The following is a 20,367-nucleotide window of genomic DNA, read 5'->3' on the forward strand; positions in this document are numbered from 1 at the left end:
AGAGCTGTTTCGAAATCGGCCGATTTGCCGGCCTAGAACATTTTAAATCCGCTTCTGCGAAGCTTCTGGATGGACCAGCCGCTGATGACCGCGCCTGCCAATCCGGCTACTCCCGTTAAATAGTCAACTACGCGAAAAGACTCCAAGTGACTGAGCAGCGACATTTGGCTGCGGTCCCATAAAGAGTATACGACCACCGGTAAAATAACGATGACAAACAAATAGCAGGGGAACCAGGTCGTTTTCATTAACATATTCAAAATAAAGCCGATGCCGAACATCATGACAAAAAATAACACCATCAGCACGAGAACGGGTATAAATTGCATCTCAGCCAAGTCACCTCTTCTTTTCTATCGCCCCGCTAAAACGGATACAAACAGGCCGTTCACAGTCTTGCCACGTTTTGTGGACTAGTAGTTAGTTTACTAAAAAAACGGTCACGAATCAACGAACAATCGGTGAATAGATTGTGACTTCATTTGCTCTTGCGCTTGCGGTTGAGCTACAATGAAGAAAAACGTCAACGACCCTGATACTCGGGTCCAGCAAGCAACCTTGGGATCCGCTTACAGGCAACTATTTATAGGAGTGATTCATAGATGAATGAAGCAGCATCAACTCTGGAGGGCTGGTACGCTCTCCACGATTTCCGTTCCATGAACTGGGCGGCATGGAAGGCCGCCGACGACGAGGACCGCGCCATGGCGCTGGACGAGCTCCAGGCGTTCCTGAACGAATGGTCCGAGGTGGAATCCAGCAAGCAGGGCAGCACAGCAGTGTACAGCATCATCGGACAGAAGGCCGATTTTGTGTTCATGCACCTGCGCGAAACGCTCGAAGACCTGAACGCCATCGAGACTGCGTTTAACAAAACGCTGTTTGCGCAATATACGACGAAGTCCTATTCCTATGTCAGCGTCGTCGAGCTCAGCAACTATCTCGCCGGTTCCGGTGAAGGTGACCCGATGGAAAATCCGCATGTCGTCGCCCGTCTGAAGCCGATCCTGCCGAAGACGAAGTACATCTGCTTCTATCCAATGAATAAAAAGCGCGATCAGGCCGATAACTGGTACATGCTTGACATGGACGACCGCCGCAACATGATGCGCAGCCACGGGCTGATCGGCCGCAGCTATGCAGGCAAAGTGAAGCAAATCATTACCGGCTCCATCGGATTCGACGATTGGGAATGGGGAGTTACTCTGTTCGCAGAGGACGCGCTTCAATTCAAGAAGCTGGTTTATGAAATGCGCTTTGATGAAGTCAGCGCCCGCTATGCCGAATTCGGCGGCTTCTTCGTAGGAGCGATTCTGACGCCGGAATCTTTTGAGGACATGCTGAAAATTTAAAATACTTTCATATAAGAAAAACGTCTATCGACGTACTTTCAAAGAAGACAGACCGCGTCTAAAGGAAGTTTTTCTTGCGAGATCAGGAAGCAGAAGCTCCGAAACTTATACTTTTCTGATCTCTTAAAAAAAACGTCTATCGACGTACTTTCAAAGAAGACAGACCGCGTCTAAAGGAAGTTTTTCTTGCGAGATCAGGAAGCAGAAGCTCCGAAACTTATACTTTTCTGATCTCTTAAAAAAAGGTTTGCCCCGAGTAAATTCAGGGCAAACCTTTTTGCTGTTTCCTTAATCCTCTTCCTGTTGTTCATCCTGCTGTTTCATCGACTCCAAAAATTCGGCGGTCGCGCGGTCACGGTCCCTTCCCTTTTCCTTCAGCCTTTCAATGGCCGGCAGGATGAGGATGTCCACTTCCTTTTGGACCGTATACGACAGATCGTACCGGTTTTGGTCCTCGAGGAAGGATCCCACTTCCATCAAGGCGTTATAACGGTCCAGTTCGTCCCGGGTCAACAATGCGCGGACTTGAACACTGCAGTGCCTCATTACAGGAATTTTCCTTTCTTCAATACCAGCGGAATGCCGCCGATAATAAATAGGTAGCGCATATCCACGATCTTCTTCAATTGAGCTGCCCGCCAGCCCTTTATATGCTTGTCGCCTACTACCGCGATACCTTCGCCTTTACCCAGGGAAGCGACGGTGCCCTTGTTGCTGAATTCGAACTTTTTCGGCTGCTGGCCGCGGATTGCCGTGACGATGTTATGAGCGCAGCACACGCCCTGCTGCATCGCGATCTGCGCCGTCGGCGGATATGGACGCCCTTCCGGATTCATAATCAGGGCGTTGTCCCCGATGACATAGATGTGGTCGCTTCCAGGCGCCCGCAAGTACTCGTCAACCTTCACCCGGCCTCTTGCCGTTTCAAAGCCGGCCGCTTCAATCATATGGTTGCCGCGGATTCCTCCGGTCCACACCACCGTAGCCGCCTTGATCTCTTCACCGGTCGCAAGCACTACGCCGTCCGGCTTGCATTCTTTGATGGCCACGCCGATTTTGAAGGTTACGCCTTTCTTGCGGAGCACTTCCATGGCATACTCCACGAGCTCCGGAGCAAAACCCGGCAGCGCCGTAGGCGCCGCTTCCACATTGTAGACATTCACAAGATTCGGATCGACATCATATTCCTTGCACAGTGCCGGTATGCGGTCTGCCAGCTCTGCAACAAACTCAATGCCGCTGAAGCCCGCTCCCCCGACGACAAAATTGATTCTTTCCTGCGGACTGCGTTCATTTTTATACAGCGCAAACTGGTACTCGATATGCTTGCGGATCAGCCGCACCGAGTTGATGCTGCGGATCGTCATCGCATATTCGGCCATCCCCGGAATGCCGAAGGTTTCGGATTCCCCGCCGAGGGCAATGACCAGGAAATCGTAGGAGAGCGTCCCATCCTCCAGGATGACCTTCTTCTCATGCGGACGGATTTCCTGAACGGAGGATTTGACCAGATCGATCTTGAATTCGTCAATCAGCTTCGAAATCGGTACCCGTGTATTCTCGACGCTGTCCGTACCGGCAGCGGGCATATGCAAATGGGTCGTAATATAGTGGTAATCGTGACGGTTAACAAGCGTTACGTCCGCTTCATTATAATTCAATTCCTTTTGAAGGCGCTGTGCTGTCAGGATGCCGCCGTAACCCGCACCAAGGATTACTATCTTGGGAATGTTGCTCATCATCTTGCTCCTTCCAAAATGTCGGTCTCTATATATATTTGTGAACCATTACAAATGTTATTGTGAAATATTACACATTAGTTTGAACTTCAATGAATCTTTTTATCACAGGCAGCCTGTGAAAGAAAAAAAACAGCGGGAATACTACCAAAACCTGCCCGCACATAACTAAAATGATAGCCACTTTCCCATAAAAGATCAAGTATTATTTGGCCTTCCATGAGAGCATCCATGCTGTTTTCATTTTCCTTTTCATTCCAGTTTTCAGTTAAGTTTATTCTCTTATCTAAACGGAGAATTTGCAAAATAGGATGTAAACTTTTCAGCCGAAGCCCGGATGTATTATAATGAGATGGAATTTGAAGAATATACAGCGTGCTTAATTTCGCTAGCGTTCTTATTTATATTTGTTGGAGGTGCTTACACTAATGACATCGCAGCCGGCTGACATAACCGACCTGCTCATTATCGGAGGAGGTCCTGCAGGCATGTTCGCTTCTTTCTATTGCGGGATGCGCCAGGCATCAGTCACACTCATTGAAAGTATGCCCCAGCTTGGCGGGCAGCTTGCAGCCTTATATCCCGAGAAATACATTTATGACGTGGCCGGATTCCCTAAAGTAACGGCACAGGAGCTGGTCGACAATCTGCAAAAGCAGATGGACCTGTTCCAGCCGAACGTACGCCTGGAGGAAAAGGTTACTTCCCTCGTTAAGCAGGACGAGCGCCATTTTGTGGTGACGACCGATAAAGGCGAATACCACTCCAAAGCCGTCATCATTACGGCGGGGGTCGGAGCCTTTGAACCCCGCAGACTGGAGCTTGAAGACGCTAGGAAATTTGAGAAAACGAATTTGCACTACTTTGTGAATGACTTAAACCGCTTCAAGGGGAAAAAGGTGCTGATCAGCGGCGGCGGAGACTCCGCGGTAGACTGGGCGCTCATGCTGGAGCCGATCGCCGAGCAGGTCACGCTGATTCACCGCCGCGACAAATTCCGTGCGCATGAGCACAGCGTCGAGAATTTGATGGCTTCCAAGGTTCAGGTCGTGACGCCGACGGAAATCACCGCCCTGCACGGGGAAGACACGATTACCAAGGTGACCTTGTCCCATGTGAAGACCAAAGAAACGCAGGAGATCGAAGTCGACGACGTCATCGTGAACTTTGGCTTCGTATCTTCCCTTGGCCCGATCTCCGATTGGGGCATTCAGATTGAGAGCAACTCCATCGTGGTGGATTCCCGCATGGAGACGAACATTCCCGGCGTATTCGCCGCCGGAGACATCACCACATATCCGGGCAAACTGAAGCTTATCGCCGTAGGATTCGGCGAGGCGCCGACCGCGGTCAACAACGCGAAGGTATACATTGATCCGGAAGCTAAGCTGTCTCCCGGCCACAGCAGCAATATGAAACTCTAGCCCGAAGTTACGCGCAAATTGGGCACAAAAAAAAGGGTATCCTGATCTGATCGTCATGAAGTCATGATTCAGATAGGATACCCTCATTTTGTTGCGGTGCTGCTAATCTGGAAAATAGATGTTACACCTCCACACCTTCCATAACTTCCACGTCATATGCAGCTTATAATACAACAGCATTTGTGGATGTGTACCGGGATGTGTCCTAATGAACTAAACTCTCTGATGAAGTCTCTAGATTCCTCTTGTGGATTTCGGCCAGGAGTAAAGCGATGAAATCATGATCCAGCATGAGTTCCACGGCCATATGATAAGAATCGAGCAGCAATTCATCCGACAACATAGCCATTATCTTCACATCCTTTCCTTAATTTTCCTCAAAACTATCATATCAAACTTCACATAAGAGAACAAGCGTTCGCTTTATCCACAACCTGTTGTGGAAATCCTGTGTATAATTTGTTAGCAAGTGTCGGAATACCAACAAAATTGCAGTGGATTTTGGGGATAAACGTTATACACAGGTGCTGTGCATACGACCCGGCTTCAAAAAATTTTTTTCCAGTTTCATAGTCTTATATAATGATATTACCCCGCCTATAATCTCCTAAACATTGCCAGTTTGATTTATTGAGGGCGCGTATTTACTTCAAAAATCCAAATTCTCCCGCTGTGGTCCAGACCGTAGTCAAAGCCGAGCTCGCCGATGCCGGGAAAACGCCGCTCCAGAATTGCTGTACAGCGCCGGGTAAGGGAACGCATCTCTTTAAGCTTTGCTTTGGAAGAGATCTGCGGCAGGGAACGGCTCAGGCCAACGCGTCCTTTCAGCAAATAACCGCCCTTGCACAGATTGGTTACGAATAGTCCGCTGCGCGCGACCCGTCCCACCATTGCGGTAATGACCCAACGATCGTCCACTTTGACGTATTTGACACGGTAATCGATCGGACGCCCATCGACCTGGGCCAATTTAATCCCCTGCTGAATTAAATAGGTCCTTCTCACCTTCAGCTTCCGAAAACCGCTGTACATGCCGGAGAAGCTGTCAAAATAATAGGTTTGAGAGAAGCGGGTTATACTATAACCGCTGCCGGTACGGGATATTTTCATGACACCGTAACCGCCTCCGCCGACGACCGGTTTTACGACGACAAAGTCATACATTCCCAGCATTTGCTGGAGATTCTCCCGGCTCATAGACCGGGTCTGCGGAATATATGGGGCAACATCCGGATCCGTCAGCAGCGCTTCGGTCTTCAGCCATTTGCTTGCCAGCTGTCTTCCCCCCATGTTGTCGCCTCCTTTCTATGCTCCTATGTTATTAACATACTCGTATCTACGGGTTCCCTCCTGTATGTTTGTGCATAGAAAAGGATAAACGCGTAAAAAACGGGGGATAGCGGAGCCTTGGCGTGCCTGTCTAAATCGGATATAATGAAATGAAGTGTGTAAATTTGGAATATCCTGCGAAGGAGGATAACAGCTGTGGCTCAATTTTTCGGGGTATTATACTGGGTCGGCATGATCGGCATGTCCCTTGCTCTGGTCGTGACAACCGTTTTAATCTTTGCTTTGGGCTTTAAATTTCTGAAAGACAGACGCAAAGGGCTCGGCACCTGCTGCATCGCTTTTTCAATCGTGGCGGCGGCCATGCTCGTCATGATGGTGAACAAAACGTTTATCGTTCCCGGGCTCTCCTAACGAACAAAAAAAGGCTCACAACCTGCTTCAGTACGAAGCGGGTGTGAGCCTTTTGTCTTATTCATCCGCAGTGCGAGCCCGTTAGCACTCCTCAGGAGCCGGTTTGCCTGCATCGAGCGCTGTACGGAACGAAGCGCCGCATCCGCAGGTCGCCGTAGCGTTCGGATTGTTCATGGTGAATCCGCCGCTCATGCCGGACTCCTCAAAGTCGATTTCCAGCCCGTCAATCAGGCGGAGGCTTTCTTTATCCACGACCACCTTCAGGTCGTTAACGTCCATGTATACATCATCTTCGGTTTCGGCATCGTCGAAGCCCATGGCGTAAGAAAATCCGCTGCATCCGCCGGCCTGTACCCCAAGACGGAGGAACATCCCTGGAATTTCCTGTTCGGCGAGCATTTCTTTCAGCTTATCGGAAGCGGAATCGCTAATGTTGATCATAGGTAACCCTCCTTGGTTAACTGATGTGAATTTATTCATTGCAGGGCTTCAGCAGCGCACCTGAAAGGCGGCCGAGCAAAAGTCCCGCTCTGTGAGTACATTGCACTTACCTTTAGTATACTCCACAACGTTGTTCCCCTCAAGAGAGGTTCCGCCCGGCAGCAGCCCCTCCGTTCCCATGATGTACCAGAAAGGCGGTCGGAACGCCGTATTCGCGCCTCCAAAAGGTATAATCAGGCTTCATCCGGAGGATTTATATCACATTTGCCCCCTTCGCAGGATCCTTAAAGATGGTATGATTTCCGGATCTTCGCATGCCGATTCTGTATAACTGTATTGCGGACCCCGGATAGGCGGTTTATAATAGGTGGGTAATGAGGGAGCAAGTGTCGGTAATTTGTCATGGAAAAGACAACGCTCTGTCACTCTGGGTTGTAACTTTTTTCACAATAAAAAGTCTATCGATTCATTACAGAAGACAGGCCGCGCTTGGCGGATGTTTGTCTTGCGATTATAGAATTCTTCGGCTTCGTTGAAAAATGTATACATTCTATAATCTAAAAAAGGCGGCCCCCTACTTTTCCTTTACCGGCCAAAAGCCTCTCCGGAGTGCTTACCAAAGCGTCTGGCCTTACGGCTTGGATGATCCGCTGAATACATATCCTCTGCGGTACATGGAAGACGCTGACCGATAAAATTGGCAAATCGACTGGACGGGTTGAACGCCGGACTCCTTCCAGGCGCTGCGGGTTGACTCTTGCGTCCTCCAAAGGGCGTGTCTTCCGCACGACCAAAATGCGAACAGGAGGAATGGAAATGTCCACTATTGTAACATCGAACACCGAAAGACGCATGCAGGAAATCATCGAGAAGGTCCGCCAGGGTGAGCGGCTGAACCTTGAGGATGGAGTATTTCTGTATGAAACCGATGATCTGCTGACGCTGGGGCAGCTGGCGAACGAAGCCAACCTGCGCAAGAACGGCAAAAAAGTATATTTCATCGAAAACATGAGCCTGTACTTTACCAATGTCTGCGAGGCGCACTGCGCGTTCTGCAACTTCCGCAAAGACCTTGGTGATGAAGGCTCCTATACGTATTCCGGTCCTGAAATGGTCGAATATATTGAGCAGCACATTCATCCGGGCGTCCGGGAATTCCATATCGTTGGGGGACATAACCCGCACGTGCCTTTCCAATACTATGTGGATTCCCTGCAGGCGCTGACCGACCGCTTCCCGGACGTAACGCTTAAAGCCTATACAGCGGCCGAAATCGACTTCTTCACCCGCATCAGCGGCCTCAGCATCAAGGAAGTGCTGCAGGAGCTGCAAAAAGCGGGACTGAAATCGCTGACCGGCGGCGGTGCGGAAATTTTGTCCGACCAATACCGCAAAAAAATGCGGGTGGAAAAGGCTAACGTCGAGCAATACCTCGAGGTGCACCGGACGGCGCATAACCTGGGCATGAAGACGCATACTACCATGCTGTACGGATCGATCGAGTCCCATGAAGACCGGATCCGCCACATGATGCAGATTCGCGACCTTCAGGACGAAACGAACGGATTTATGGTATTTATTCCTCTTTCCATGCAGCCAAGAAATAAAAATGCCGGCATCATGCGCCGTAACTCCGCCTACGAGGATCTGAAGACCATTGCCATCAGCCGTCTGATGCTGGACAACATCGACCACGTGAAGGCTTACTTCATTAATATCGGTCCGCAGCTGACCCAGGTTGCGCTGAGCTTCGGCGCATCCGACGTCCATGGCACCATCCTTAAGGAACGCATCAGCCACGCCGCAGGCGCGCTCACTCCGGAAGGCCTCACCCGCGATGAGCTGATCTGGCTAGTCAAAGGCGCAGGACGCATTCCTGTGGAACGCGACACGTTTTATAATGAAATAAAAGTTTATGAATAAGTAAGAGGAATTTTATACCTTTCCTCAAACCCGACGTATGAGAAAGGAAAGACGGACATATGAGAAAATTCGTCATCCTGGGTGGAGGTTACGGAGGCCTTGCATTGATTCAAGGTCTCCTGAACAACCACTTCCCCCAAGATATGGAGCTGATTTTGATTGACCGCATGCCTTTCCAAGGCATTAAAACCGAGTATTACGCGCTTGCGGCAGGGACGGCAAGCGACTATGATCTGCGCATCCAGTTTCCGAACCATCCCCAGCTCACGAAAAAATACGGCGAAGTCACATCCATCGATCTGGAAGGCAAGCGGGTACACCTCGAAGGCGACGACCCGATCGAATACGATTACCTGACGATCGCCCTGGGCTGTACCGACCGTTATCACGGCATACCTGGCGCGGATCAATTCACGAACAGCATCCAGACGTTCTCAAGCACGCGCCAAACCTATCAGCGCTTGAATGATGTCAAGCCGTACGGAAACGTACATATTATCGGCGGCGGCCTCAGCGGCGTTGAAACGGCTGCGGAGCTGCGGGAGAGCCGTCCGGATCTTAACATCACGATTCTGGACCGGGGCAGCCGGGTGCTCTCCTCCTTCCCGCAGACGGTTTCCTTGTACGTGGAGCAGTGGTTCATGGATCATGAAGTGAATACGCGCTCCCACATATCCGTGTGCCGGGTGGAAGACGGTATCGTCTATAACGGGGATGAAGCAATCTACACCGACGCCGCGGTTTGGACGGGCGGCATTCAGCCGGTGAAGGTCGTTCAGGATTTGAACGTGCCGAAGGATCCGGGAGGCCGGGTCGTGGTCAACACGTATTCCCAAATTCCGGATTACCCGGAAGTGTACGTCGTGGGGGACTGCGCCAGCATTCCGTTCGCTCCCAGCGCCCAGGCGGCAGGAGCCCAGGCCAGACAAGTGGCCGACGTGATCCATGCGCTCTGGAAAGGCGAAACGCCGAAGATCCACAAGATCCACCTCCGTGGAACCCTTGGGTCGCTTGGCAGCAAGGCGGGCTTTGGCCTGATGGGGAAAACTTCGGTAAAAGGAAGAGTACCCCGCCTGTTAAAAAGCGGGGTACTCTGGAAGTCCAGACGCCATTTCGGCTAATCCAGCTCGAGGCTGTCCCAAGCCTCGAGTTCTTTTATTTTGGCCATAATGGCCTCATACAGCTCATCGGCGCTGTCCGCATCTATAATCTCACCGTTCACCATGGCGAAGGGCATCATGGCACATTGGCCGCAATTGCTCAGGCATCCGTATTCGATAACGTCGTAATCCGGATTCTCCTCCAGCTTCTCCATGACTTCATCGGTTCCGAAATGCATGTTGTTGGTGCAAAACTCGATGATGGGTCTCAATGATATCACCTGCTTTAGGTATTGATTCTTAGGTAGGCCTTATCTTAGTTTACCGGGTGAGCCGAATAATATCAACGGCCTTGTCCGATTCAGCATATATAGCCATTTTATTTTGTCTCGGTTTGTAATATAATAAAGATTACAGGAAAGGAGTTGAAATCAATGAGCGAAAACGCACAGAGCACCATGTATGATGAAGTAGCGGAAGTGCTTGATAAGCTTCGCCCGTTCCTTCAACGCGATGGCGGCGACGTGGAATTGGTTGACGTGGAAGACGGCATCGTGAAGTTGAAACTGATGGGTGCCTGCGGCAGCTGCCCAAGCTCCACCATTACATTGAAAGCCGGGATCGAACGCGCCCTCGTTGAGGAAGTTGAAGGAATCAACGACGTTATTCAAGTATTCTAATCCCATTCAATAGCAAGAAGAGACCTGACTTCATCGAAGACGGGTCTCTTCTTTTTTTTGTGGCTTGGGGCACCATAACAGGCGCTCACATCCCATGATCGGCCGGACCAATCCAGGGACGGATCGGATCCAGACCGCCGGAGATGTCCATAATGTTGCCGGTGATAAAATCGGAAGCGTCGCGGCACAAGTACTCGATCACGCGCGCGATATCCTCGCCGCTGCCGGGTCGGCCCCGCGGCGTCTCGCCGTCCTGCAACCCGGCGACCTCGGCAATGGTCTTCTCCTTGTTATCCCCGCGGATGTCCCCGGGACACACCATATTCACCGTAATGCCATACGGGGCCTCCTCGACCGCCAGCGTCTTCGTAAAAGAAACCAGTCCGGTCTTGGCGGCGGCATACACCGCCCGGTGCGGCCACGCTCTCGATTCCGCCGCATGGCCGAAGCCGAAGTGGATGATTCTTCCCCAGCGCTTAGTCCGCATCGCAGGCAGCACCAAATGGTCCAGCAGCATCGTGCCGACCAGATTGCCCTGGATGAGCGACAAAATTTCCGTCTGGGTATAATCGGAGAACCGTTTACGCTCGCGGATAAAAGGTCCCGCGTTGTTCACGACGATGTCCGGACTGCCGAGCTCGGACTCGACGCGAGCCACCAACTGCTCCAGCTGGCCCGTGTCGGAGACATCGGCTTGCACGGCGATGCTGCGCACGCCCAGTCCCTCGATGACCGCCCGCAGTTCCTCCGCTTCGCGGCGGCTGTGGACATAGTTAAGCGCGACGTCGCAGCCGGAACGTGCCAGCGTGAGCGCCGTCATTTTGCCAAGTCCCTTGGCACTGCCTGTGATCAGGGCAACCTTTCCCCTCAAAATGCCACCCTCCTTTCTGCTATCCGAACTTCCCATCCTTTGATCCATTCGATGACACATCATTCCTATTAAAAATATAATGGTGTATGTATGTACAAACCTCACGCAAGATCATTGATCCTGTATAGTATAAAAGATTTCACGGCACCGCCGCAACTTGGAAACCCTGTACAGCCGGGCCGCGAGGAAAAGCGATCCAAATAAAAAATGGTTGCCCGACACAGATGCAAATAAAAAAGCCGCAGGGGATGAACCCCTTGCGGCTGTGCTGCGCATTTCGCAGGCTTTAGAATGCCGGGATAACGGCACCTTTATACGTGTCTTCGATGAACTTCTTCACGTCGTCGGAAGTCAGGGCAGCAGCCAGCTTCTTGATGGCGTCGGAGTCTTTGTTGTCCGGACGTGCCACCAGAATGTTAACATAAGGGCTGTCTTTGCCTTCGATGAAGAGCGCGTCTTTCGTTGGATCAAGGCTGGCTTCCAGCGCGTAGTTGGTGTTGATGACGGCCAGGTCGAATTCGCTCAGCTGACGCGGCAGCATTGCTGCATCGACTTCCTTGATTTTCAGGTTTTTCGGATTGGCGGTAATGTCCTTCACCGTAGATTCTACTTTATTCGGATCCTTCAATGTAATCAAGCCTTGTTTGGCCAGCAGGCTGAGCGCGCGTCCGCCGTTTGTCGCATCGTTCGGAATGCCGACGGTTGCGCCGTCCGGAATTTCGTCAGCGCTTTTCACCTTCTTGGAATAAGCACCAAGCGGCTCCAAGTGAACGCCTACGACCGGAACAAGGTCCATCTTGCGTTGTTTGTTTTCATTGTCGAGGTAAGGCTGATGCTGGAAAAAGTTAGCGTCGAGCTGTTTCTGGAACGTCTGCACGTTCGGCTGCACATAATCGGAAAACTCCTTGATAACGAGCTTCACGCCCTCTTTTTCAAGCGCAGGCTGGATATGCTTCAAAATTTCGGCATGAGGCTTCGCCGTCGCGCCAACCGTCAGTGTAACCGTTTCGGCTGCAGCCGGTTTGTCCGTGGATTCGCCCGCAGCATCGCTGCTGCTGTTATTCGGCTTGCTGCCGCATGCTGCGAGCACGACAATCAGGGCCAAGGTCAGAAAAGAAACGAGCCATTTTTTCATTGGATAAATCCCCCTTAAATTCATAAGAATAATATGATTTATATTAGAAAGGCAGTGCTTTGATGTTACCTGCCTTGCCTTTCCAGGTCAAATCCGGTGATCCGGATGCATGACTGTGAGCCAAACACGTTGTACGCCTTACTTTCTGGTAAAGTGACGCACCAGCCGGTCGCCCGCCATTTGCAGCAGCTGTACCAGCACGATCATGAAGATGACGGAAATAATCATGACGGTCGTTTCGTAGCGGTAATAACCGTAGCGGATGGCCAAATCGCCGAGACCGCCGCCGCCAACCATCCCCGACATCGCCGTATAGGATACGAGTGTCACGACCGTAATCGTAATTCCGGCCAGCAGGCCTGGTCTTGCTTCGGGCAGCAGCACCCGCGTAATGACCTGCCAGGTCGAAGCGCCCATCGAATGCGCCGCCTCGATTACGCCGCGGTCCACTTCGCGCAGCGATGTTTCGACCAGTCTGGCGAAGAACGGCGCAGCGGCGATCACCAGCGGCGGAATCGTCCCCATCACCCCGAAGGTGACGCCGACGATCGCTTTCGTGACCGGGATCAGGGCGACGATCAGGATGATAAACGGGACCGAACGGAGGATGTTCACGATAAAGGAAATGACCGCATAGACGGCACGCACCCAGCCCGTCGTCGAGCGCGATGCCATAAACAGCAAAATGCCGATCGGAAGACCGAGGATAAAGGTGAACACCGCGGAAGCCCCGAGCATTTTCAGCGTATCCAGGGTGGCTACGCCGATCTCGTTCCAGTCAACCGAGGAAAAATCCAAACCCCACATCAGTTCATCACCTCCACGTCAAGCCCTTGCTCGCTCAGCTTTGCGAGCGTCGCATCGATCTGTTCCCGTCCGCCCTCAAAGCGGACGATCAGCTGCCCGTACGGGGTATCTTTAATGGTGGAAATGGTGCCCTGCAGGATGGCGAAATCCGCACCCGTCTCGCGCACGGTCCGGGACAGGATGGACTCGTACGTTTTGCTGCCGAGAAACGTAATTTTCACAGCCTGCGCCGAACCCGTTCCGGAAGCCTGGGCAGCCAGCTCAAGCGGTTCGCCCTGGCTCTGCTCCCCGCGGACAAAATCCTTGGTCACGGGGTGCTGCGGCTTCAGGAATACGTCCGTGACCGCCCCCTCTTCAACGATGCCGCCTTGATGGATCACGGCCACCCGGTCACAGATGCTCTGGATGACGTGCATCTCATGGGTGATCAGGACGATCGTCAGATTAAACTTCTGGTTAATGTCCAGCAGAAGCTTCAGAATCGAATCCGTCGTCTGCGGATCGAGCGCCGAAGTCGCTTCGTCGCACAGCAGCACCTGCGGATCGCTGGCCAGCGCGCGGGCGATGCCCACCCTCTGCTTCTGGCCTCCCGACAGCTGGGCCGGATATTTATTGCGATGGGCTTCCAGCCCCACCAGCGCGATCAGCTCGTTGACCTTGGCCTCCACCTCCGCCTTGCCCTTACGGGCCAACCGGAGCGGAAAAGCGATGTTGTCATACACCGTCGCCGAGCTAAGCAGATTGAAATGCTGAAAAATCATCCCGATCTTCCGCCGTTCGTTCTGCAGCCGCTGCTTGCTCAGGCCCGTCAGGTTAACGCCGCCTACCCATACTTCTCCGGAGGTCGGGCGTTCCAGCAGGTTCATGCACCGGATCAAGGTGCTCTTCCCTGCGCCCGAGTGGCCGATCACGCCGAAAATTTCTCCTTTATGAATGCTGAGGTTCAGCCCGGACAAAGCCTCCGTCGCCTTTGCCCCTTGGCCGTACCTTTTCGTCAGTTGCTTCAGTTCGATCAACCGAAGGGCCCCCCTCTCTTCCCCCTATCCTACCTGAATAGGGTTCGCTTAATCTATCTAAATGACCAGTCTATTCTATCGAATCCAGGCAAAATAAAAAGCCCCTCTGACAGAATCAGAAAAGGGGCTCCCTTATTTGTAAAAGTCGCTGCCTTCTCATCTGCCAACCCGCAGCTTAAGCTGCAGCTTGTAGGAATTAGCACCATGACATTCAAGTAACGGCGGATGCCGTGCTCAAATCGGTTGCCGGGCTTCATCGGGCCTGTCCCTCCGCCTCTCTCGATAAGAAAAGATTATGAAATTAATGATGACGTGTTTTCATTTTTACAGTATAGATATATTTGCGCACTTTGTCAAAAGGAAATTTGTTGTATCCCTTTAAGGATGCATGCCTTCCTTTTTCCACAGCTTGTTGGCGTAATGAAAGGATGCCGAGAGCGACTTGCATACCATGTCCAGCCCCTGCTTCAGCTCGCTCAAATGCTGGTCCAGATCCTCCAGCTCGACCTTATCCTTAAGACCTTGGTGCCGCTGCCACAAGTCATCCTGCATCTCGGAGTTCATGTAATGAACCTCTGCATTGCGCCGTTTGCGCAGCACGTTCAGGGCGCTCTTGTATTCGTCCTTGATCTCTGACAGCTGCCCGGCCAGGCCTTCATGGGTTTTCATGTAGTGAAACTGCCGGAGCACCGTAAAATAGGAAAAATGCGGTTTGTTCTTCTGCGTGTTCAGATCAAACAGATCATTGAGCACCGTTCCGAGCTTGTCCAGAACGGAAAACACGCGGATAAATCCGTTTTTATAGAAATATACGTACCTGGCGTACTCGGCCTGCTCCTCAATCGTCATGTCATCTACATAACCGGCCTTGACCGATTGACGGAAAAAGGAAGCGGCATACCAGCTCTGCTCCAATTCATCCAGGGAAGACACCAAACCGCGTGTCCATATCTCCAGTTTGCGGTAATCATGGCTGGGATCCTCATTCTTTTCGATCTCGTTCTGGAGCAAATGGATCGTCTCCACCATCGTTTCGATGGCATCTTCGAGCAGCCCGTTATTTTGGCGGGGCATCTCTCCAAGCAGCGTTCGCAGCATCGGCATTCTCTCCCTGATCAGTATTTACGCAAAATAACTGTTCCAGCGTTCATCCACCTTCTTGACGATATCCTCCCGCGGAATCAGTTCATCCGGATACCCGGTTTTCATGCGTGCATCCACTACAATCGGCAGCCGGTACGACAGATGGTGATTTCGCACTTCGGCACCCGCATAGATGTCCGTGGCCGGGTTGAAGCGCGTAAACACCGTCCACAGGAAGGACGTCTGGTCGGCTGCCGTCTGGCGGGCATCGTCCACCAGAAGGACGAGCGGCCATTCGGTTCCCTTCTCCTGCAGCCGCTGCAGCAGGCGCTCCGGCAGCTCCGGCTCGTCCTCGTACCCAGCGCCTGAGACAAGGAGGCATCCTCCGCAGTAAGGAACAATCTGTTCGATCTCCGCAATCGGCCCCTCCTCATAAGCACGCGGCAGCTCGCGAACCGGCTCCCCGATCCCCATCAGCACGGCTTTGCTGCCGTGGTTCAGCTTGCGTCCGGTGTAATCGAGCGTATCGTGGGATGTCTTATTAAATATAAACAGATCGACGGCCGGGTTAAACCGCGCAAGCACCGTTTCCAGCAGTTCGCTGGCGTTCTCGAGATCGACCGGCTGGTCGGTCAGGATCAGGAATTTGGTCAGGGACAGCTGACCTTCACCCAGCATCCGGAAGGCGGATACGAGCGCCTCGCGGGAGTAACTGACGCGGACAATAGCCGAAGCAAGGGCATGGAATCCCGTCTCGGCATATGTCCACAGCGACTTGATCGAAGGCATGACGAGCGGGAAGGCCGGCGACAGCAGACGCTGCAGAAATTCGCCCATGAAATAGTCCTCCTGCCGCGGCTTGCCTACGATCGTCGCCGGATAAATGGCGTCCTTGCGGTGCCACATATGGTTGACGTGAAAGACCGGAAAGTCATGCATCAGGGAGTAATACCCGTAATGGTCCCCGAACGGGCCTTCCGGACGCCGTTCGAACGGCGGGACGAGGCCGCTGATCGCAAACTCGGCTTCCGCCGGAATCCGGTGCCCGCCGAGCGGATTTTCCACCATCGGCAGCTTTTCGCCGAGAATCATGGACGTGAGCAGCAGCTCGGGCAGCATTTCCGGGCCCGGTGCAATCGCCGACGCGATCAGGGCCGGCGGTCCGCCGAGGAACGTCGTCATGCGCAGCGCTTCGCCGCGCTGCTCGGCTTCGTGGTAATGGAAGCCGCCGCCCTTGTGGATCTGCCAGTGAATACCGGTCGTCTGGTTGTCATAAATCTGCATGCGGTACATGCCCAGATTGTGGTCCTTGGGCCGCGATGGGCTCTCCGTATAAACAAGGGGCAGCGTAATGAACGGGCCGCCGTCTTCCTGCCAGCTTGTAACCCGCGGCAGGTCTTTCAGCGGCTGGTCGCTGCGGGAGACACCGAGTACAGGGGCATCGCCCATCGGTACGGTTTTCATGCCTACCTTTAGAATGTCCTTGATCAGGCCGCGTTCATTCCACAGCGCCGACAGCGTCGGCGGAAGCATCGTATCGAGCGCACCCACCAGGGACTTCATCAGCTCCTCCGGACGCGGTCCGAACGCCATGTCTACGCGCCGGCTGGTACCGAACAGATTCGTAGCCACGGGAAACGGAGTCCCCTGTACATTCGTAAACAGCAGCGCCGGCCCCTGTTCGTCGATGACCCGGCGGTGGATCTCTGCCAGCTCCAGGTACGGATCCACGGGAGCCTCGATCACTTTCAGGTCATTTTCCTTGCGCAAGGCTTCGAGCCATTGGCGTAAATTTTGATAGCTCACACGATCATTCCTCTCCAGAATAAGCCAAAAAATAATAAATAAACTTACAAACAAAGCCCTCGAATCACTTCGCGGACTTTGGATGTGCAGCGGTATTCAGTTCATCGTTTGCCGCCCTGCGGCTCAAAGCCGATTCCCCGGGCGGCCGAAGCGGACTTCGGCTGCTGAAGCGTCGCCCTTCCGGTCTGCCAGACACGGACGCTCAAATAACAGAGCACGCCGAACAGAGACGAAATCAGCAGATTGTGCAGCAGCGCGGAAAAGATGTAAACCTCCGGCTTGTTCAGCGTCGACACGATCGCCGCCCCGCTGAACACCTGCATCAGGCACAGCGTTACCGCGGCGATGCCGAGACCCTGCAGCTCCCGGTTCCCCCGGTTCAGCCGGTAGCCGCAGACGGCCAGTACGGCGATGGCGATCAGCAGCAGCAGTGCCGCGATCCGGTGGATAAACGCGATAGTCACCCCTCCGGACAGCTCGGGAATGAACTTCCCGTTGCACAGCGGCCATCCCAGGCACCCCCCCGCCGAGTTGGTGTGGCTGACATATGCTCCGATATAAACGACGATATAGGAGTAGATGGTCACGGCCCATGTATAGCCGCGGAAGGTCGCACTGACGCGCGATGTACCGCCGGACGGGTACGAAGCCTCGCCCAGTTTGTCCATCCTGCGGGCGCCTAAGGCCAGCATCAGCGAGCTGGCAAATGCGATCAGCGAGAAACCGAAGTGGAAGGCAAGCACGGCCGAGGACTGGTCATACACGACGGCCATTGCCCCCATGACAGCCTGAACCAATACGAAAATAAGGGTCAACACCGAATACGTGCGCAGGTCACTCCGCTTCTTGGCGAACAGATGGAAGGCGACCACCACCGCGACCGCTGTAAGCCCTGCCAGCCCGCTGACCAGCCGGTGCGAATATTCAATTAATGAGGCGATGGTATGCGCCGGAACGAACTCACCGTGACACAGCGGCCATTCATGCCCGCATCCGAGTCCGGAATCGGTCTTGGTGACCACGGTTCCGCCGAACGTCGCAAAAAACATCACGACAAACGTTAAATAACTAAGCCATTTCAATTGTCTGGTATTCAAAATTCTCTCACCTGCTGCTCATAATAAAAACTTTACCACTGAAGACAGGTACCTCAATATTTTACCAATCTCACCTATTATACCTGATTCCTTGACATACATCACGGCCACTTTGTGACAAAATGTCGGAGAAATGTCGGAAAAATGAAACAGCCCCACGAAGTGGGGCCTTTGCTTCGCTGCCGGTTCGGCCAAATGGTGGTGAAACCCGAATACCTTCGGTTCCGTACAGCCATGCCATGAAGCTGCTCTCTAAAGAGAAAAGCACCGCCTCAAATGCCTCTGTGCGGCAAGAGCGGTGCGAATAAGCTTATTTATGAATCGTTCTGTATACGTCCAGCGCCGTATTCAGGAATCCCTCGATTTCTTCGCGCGATTTGCGAAGCTTGTTTACCAGCCGCACCAGCTCCCGGCCGTCCGAAAAGGCCACAAAGCTTGGTATGCCCAAAATGTTCAGCTCCTGGCTGAGGTCGCCGACTTGATCCACGTCCACTTCGACAAGCGTCAGATCGTTCGAAAATTTCGTTTCCACGTCCGGCATAAACGGGTCCATAAATTTGCAGTCCGAGCACCAATCCGCTTTAAATACGGCTACGGTCAGTCTCGGAGACTGGATTGCGACTTGAAATTCGGCTTGAGAAGTAATTTTTTGCATGGATATCCGCCCTTTCTATCCCATATCTTGTCCAATTCTTGTCCATTTCTTCTCTTAGTGAATCAAAATACCGAGTGGAAGTCAAATTTTTTAGCCATACTGAAAGTAATGTGAGGTTTACAAGAAAGGAGGATGCGGTCATGCCGGTAACATCTGCACAGCGCACCCTTGTACCCGCCTGGATCCGGATCATGTCGGCCCTGCCGAAGACGGCCGCCGAGGTCGCCCGCGGCAAAGCCGCCGGCTGGAAAGCCTCCCGGCAGTTGACCCGGCGGCGCCGGCCGCTCGACTGGAAGGAGACGTCCGCCCAGAGTATCCGCGACCAGCTGGACCGGATGGCCGGCGACATCGGCCGGATGCGGGAAATGCGCAACCATCTGGCTTATCCCCGGGATACGAATGCCCGCTCCCAGGAAGAGCAGGACATTCTACATACGATCCGGACCCGCACCCGGGAGGCGAACCGCAGCAACATTACGCGGACGAAGGCCTATTACGATTGCTACCGGGAGTATCCCGAGCTCCATTGGTCCTTTTTGGCCCACATGGTGTCGCGGAACGCCGGCTGGAATATGAGCGACCTGAAGGGCGGACTCATGTCCGATCTGATGGAGCCTTCCGCCCGGGAAGACCTGTACCGGATGCTGGAGCGGTGCAACGCGCTCATTTTTCAGGACGCCTACCCCCAGCTTCTGCTGTACAGTCACAGCCGGCGCCTTGGACGGAGCTTGTTTCACCTGCTCCCGAGCTTTGGCGTATCGGCGTTCATGAGCCCGTTCTGGGACCGCTTCTGGATTGAACGGGACAGTGCCCTGCTTGCCATCGGGCTGATCATCAATGAACAAAACTATATTGAGGGCCGCGTCGTGCAGAACGGTTATTATCAAAGCCGGGTCCTCCGTAAAAAAGCATTTTCCATGCACAGCAAATTTCAGATGAATCAAGTCGTCTTCCCGATGCTGCCGCATATCCCGGAGCTCGAAGCCGACGTGTTCCATACCCCCGAAGAAAAGTCCCGGATCCGCGAGTCAGCCGGCTACGCCGCCGATTCCATGGTCGGACTCATTCTGGAGCAGTTCTCCAGCCTGAACGAGAGGATTGCCTTCGGAAAAGCGCTTTACGCCACTCTGTTCGGTTACGAGGATGTATTGTCCGGCGTGCACTCGTTCGCTTCAGTCGTCGAGCATCGCGGTTCACGGAGCGAATATTGGCCGCAGCTGTTTACCCATGACAAGAAAAACGCGCTGAACTCCCCGCTGGAAAGTGTCGAGCTGATGAAGCAGGAATGGCTCCCCGGCGGCCGGCGCCTGTACAGCCCGCTCCTGCACGATGTGTGGCATGACCTGTACAGCGAACCGATCCCGCGTTATGACTGGTTCAAAAACGAGGATGCGATTCATTACGTAAGCCGGCCGAGACGGCCCTTGATGATCGAAATGACGCATGCCCACCGGAACGCGCTGCAAAAAACAGCCCTCACGCACGATGTCGGGAGGGCTGTGACTTCAACGTATTAGCTTGTCTTAAAACTGATGCG

Annotated in this window: 23 protein-coding genes and 1 riboswitch; of the genes, 7 read left to right on the forward strand and 16 right to left on the reverse strand. The window is 53.2% G+C overall.

Annotated elements, in window-relative coordinates; translation table 11 throughout:
* Positions 1-32: 32 nt before the first annotated feature.
* Positions 33-329, reverse strand: a complete 297-nt coding sequence (locus MKY74_RS29740; protein ID WP_076174042.1) for a YuiB family protein — start codon at positions 327-329, stop codon at positions 33-35.
* Between the two features lie 273 nt (positions 330-602).
* Between MKY74_RS29740 and hemQ the strand changes: the two genes are divergently transcribed.
* Positions 603-1,352 carry a hydrogen peroxide-dependent heme synthase gene (gene hemQ / locus MKY74_RS29745; protein ID WP_076174040.1) on the forward strand — a complete coding sequence of 250 codons (750 nt, stop codon included), beginning with the start codon at positions 603-605 and terminating at the stop codon, positions 1,350-1,352.
* A gap of 288 nt (positions 1,353-1,640) precedes the next feature.
* On the opposite strand, the gene MKY74_RS29750 is transcribed toward hemQ, so the two are convergent.
* The 3 genes from MKY74_RS29750 to MKY74_RS29760 all read right to left on the reverse strand — a co-directional run bounded on the left by MKY74_RS29750 (position 1,641) and on the right by MKY74_RS29760 (position 3,324).
* Positions 1,641-1,898: a hypothetical protein gene (locus tag MKY74_RS29750; protein ID WP_076173728.1), complete on the reverse strand. Its 258-nt coding sequence runs from the start codon at positions 1,896-1,898 to the stop codon at positions 1,641-1,643.
* A complete protein-coding gene (locus MKY74_RS29755) occupies positions 1,898-3,091 on the reverse strand; it encodes an NAD(P)/FAD-dependent oxidoreductase (RefSeq protein ID WP_076173727.1) in 1,194 nt (397 codons plus the stop codon). The genes MKY74_RS29750 and MKY74_RS29755 overlap by 1 nt, the downstream gene beginning before the upstream one ends.
* A gap of 89 nt (positions 3,092-3,180) precedes the next feature.
* A complete protein-coding gene (locus MKY74_RS29760; RefSeq protein WP_167372910.1) occupies positions 3,181-3,324 on the reverse strand; it encodes a hypothetical protein in 144 nt (47 codons plus the stop codon).
* A 195-nt stretch (positions 3,325-3,519) separates the two neighbouring features.
* On the opposite strand from MKY74_RS29760, the gene MKY74_RS29765 reads away from it, so the two are divergent.
* On the forward strand, positions 3,520-4,515 hold the full coding sequence (locus MKY74_RS29765) for an NAD(P)/FAD-dependent oxidoreductase (RefSeq protein ID WP_076173725.1): 996 nt from the start codon (positions 3,520-3,522) through the stop codon (positions 4,513-4,515).
* Positions 4,516-4,720: 205 nt separating this feature from the next.
* On the opposite strand, the gene MKY74_RS29770 is transcribed toward MKY74_RS29765, so the two are convergent.
* Together MKY74_RS29770 and MKY74_RS29775 are read right to left on the reverse strand one after the other, a co-directional pair.
* Positions 4,721-4,864, reverse strand: coding sequence for a sporulation histidine kinase inhibitor Sda (locus tag MKY74_RS29770; protein ID WP_089548462.1), 144 nt, complete (start codon positions 4,862-4,864; stop codon positions 4,721-4,723).
* Positions 4,865-5,142: 278 nt separating this feature from the next.
* Positions 5,143-5,805 carry a YheC/YheD family protein gene (locus MKY74_RS29775; RefSeq protein WP_076173724.1) on the reverse strand — a complete coding sequence of 221 codons (663 nt, stop codon included), beginning with the start codon at positions 5,803-5,805 and terminating at the stop codon, positions 5,143-5,145.
* 195 nt (positions 5,806-6,000) lie between these two features.
* Between MKY74_RS29775 and MKY74_RS29780 the strand changes: the two genes are divergently transcribed.
* Positions 6,001-6,216, forward strand: a complete 216-nt coding sequence (locus MKY74_RS29780) for a hypothetical protein (protein WP_076173723.1) — start codon at positions 6,001-6,003, stop codon at positions 6,214-6,216.
* A gap of 81 nt (positions 6,217-6,297) precedes the next feature.
* Here MKY74_RS29780 and MKY74_RS29785 read toward each other — a convergent pair whose 3' ends face one another.
* Positions 6,298-6,657, reverse strand: coding sequence for a HesB/IscA family protein (locus MKY74_RS29785; RefSeq protein WP_076173722.1), 360 nt, complete (start codon positions 6,655-6,657; stop codon positions 6,298-6,300).
* An 816-nt stretch (positions 6,658-7,473) separates the two neighbouring features.
* On the opposite strand from MKY74_RS29785, the gene mqnE reads away from it, so the two are divergent.
* Positions 7,474-8,580, forward strand: a complete 1,107-nt coding sequence (gene mqnE, locus MKY74_RS29790) for an aminofutalosine synthase MqnE (protein ID WP_076173721.1) — start codon at positions 7,474-7,476, stop codon at positions 8,578-8,580.
* A gap of 59 nt (positions 8,581-8,639) precedes the next feature.
* Positions 8,640-9,701, forward strand: a complete 1,062-nt coding sequence (locus tag MKY74_RS29795) for an NAD(P)/FAD-dependent oxidoreductase (RefSeq protein WP_076173720.1) — start codon at positions 8,640-8,642, stop codon at positions 9,699-9,701.
* Here MKY74_RS29795 and MKY74_RS29800 read toward each other — a convergent pair.
* Positions 9,698-9,952 carry a YuzB family protein gene (locus tag MKY74_RS29800; protein WP_076173719.1) on the reverse strand — a complete coding sequence of 85 codons (255 nt, stop codon included), beginning with the start codon at positions 9,950-9,952 and terminating at the stop codon, positions 9,698-9,700. The two genes, MKY74_RS29795 and MKY74_RS29800, sit on opposite strands and share 4 nt — an antisense overlap.
* A gap of 162 nt (positions 9,953-10,114) precedes the next feature.
* Here MKY74_RS29800 and MKY74_RS29805 point away from each other — a divergent pair, with 162 nt between their 5' ends.
* Positions 10,115-10,360, forward strand: a complete 246-nt coding sequence (locus MKY74_RS29805; RefSeq protein ID WP_076173718.1) for a NifU family protein — start codon at positions 10,115-10,117, stop codon at positions 10,358-10,360.
* Positions 10,361-10,445: 85 nt separating this feature from the next.
* Here MKY74_RS29805 and MKY74_RS29810 read toward each other — a convergent pair whose 3' ends face one another.
* The 8 genes from MKY74_RS29810 to MKY74_RS29845 form a co-directional block, all read right to left on the reverse strand.
* Complete coding sequence (locus MKY74_RS29810; RefSeq protein ID WP_076173717.1) at positions 10,446-11,231, reverse strand: SDR family oxidoreductase; 786 nt, start codon at positions 11,229-11,231, stop codon at positions 10,446-10,448.
* A gap of 286 nt (positions 11,232-11,517) precedes the next feature.
* A complete protein-coding gene (locus MKY74_RS29815; protein WP_076173715.1) occupies positions 11,518-12,366 on the reverse strand; it encodes a MetQ/NlpA family ABC transporter substrate-binding protein in 849 nt (282 codons plus the stop codon).
* Between the two features lie 138 nt (positions 12,367-12,504).
* A complete protein-coding gene (locus MKY74_RS29820; RefSeq protein ID WP_076173713.1) occupies positions 12,505-13,173 on the reverse strand; it encodes a methionine ABC transporter permease in 669 nt (222 codons plus the stop codon).
* Positions 13,173-14,189 (reverse strand): methionine ABC transporter ATP-binding protein, encoded by a 1,017-nt coding sequence (locus MKY74_RS29825; RefSeq protein WP_076173711.1) that lies wholly within the window; start codon positions 14,187-14,189, stop codon positions 13,173-13,175. The genes MKY74_RS29820 and MKY74_RS29825 overlap by 1 nt, the downstream gene beginning before the upstream one ends.
* Before the next feature lie 153 nt (positions 14,190-14,342).
* Positions 14,343-14,478, reverse strand: a riboswitch (SAM riboswitch).
* An 89-nt stretch (positions 14,479-14,567) separates the two neighbouring features.
* The gene (locus MKY74_RS29830) at positions 14,568-15,287 is read right to left on the reverse strand and encodes a Cthe_2314 family HEPN domain-containing protein (protein ID WP_076173708.1); all 720 of its coding nucleotides are present in this window, start codon (positions 15,285-15,287) and stop codon (positions 14,568-14,570) included.
* A 24-nt stretch (positions 15,288-15,311) separates the two neighbouring features.
* On the reverse strand, positions 15,312-17,078 hold the full coding sequence (locus MKY74_RS29835; protein WP_076173706.1) for a UbiD family decarboxylase: 1,767 nt from the start codon (positions 17,076-17,078) through the stop codon (positions 15,312-15,314).
* Positions 17,079-17,179: 101 nt separating this feature from the next.
* A complete protein-coding gene (locus MKY74_RS29840) occupies positions 17,180-18,175 on the reverse strand; it encodes a COX15/CtaA family protein (protein WP_076173704.1) in 996 nt (331 codons plus the stop codon).
* A 310-nt stretch (positions 18,176-18,485) separates the two neighbouring features.
* Complete coding sequence (locus MKY74_RS29845) at positions 18,486-18,830, reverse strand: thioredoxin family protein (protein ID WP_076173701.1); 345 nt, start codon at positions 18,828-18,830, stop codon at positions 18,486-18,488.
* A 140-nt stretch (positions 18,831-18,970) separates the two neighbouring features.
* Between MKY74_RS29845 and MKY74_RS29850 the strand changes: the two genes are divergently transcribed.
* Positions 18,971-20,347: a DUF2515 family protein gene (locus MKY74_RS29850; RefSeq protein ID WP_076173699.1), complete on the forward strand. Its 1,377-nt coding sequence runs from the start codon at positions 18,971-18,973 to the stop codon at positions 20,345-20,347.
* The last annotated feature ends 20 nt before the right edge of the window (positions 20,348-20,367 follow it).

Origin of the sequence: Paenibacillus sp. FSL R5-0378 (assembly GCF_038009285.1) — a bacterium.
GTDB lineage: Bacteria > Bacillota > Bacilli > Paenibacillales > Paenibacillaceae > Paenibacillus_AQ > Paenibacillus_AQ favisporus.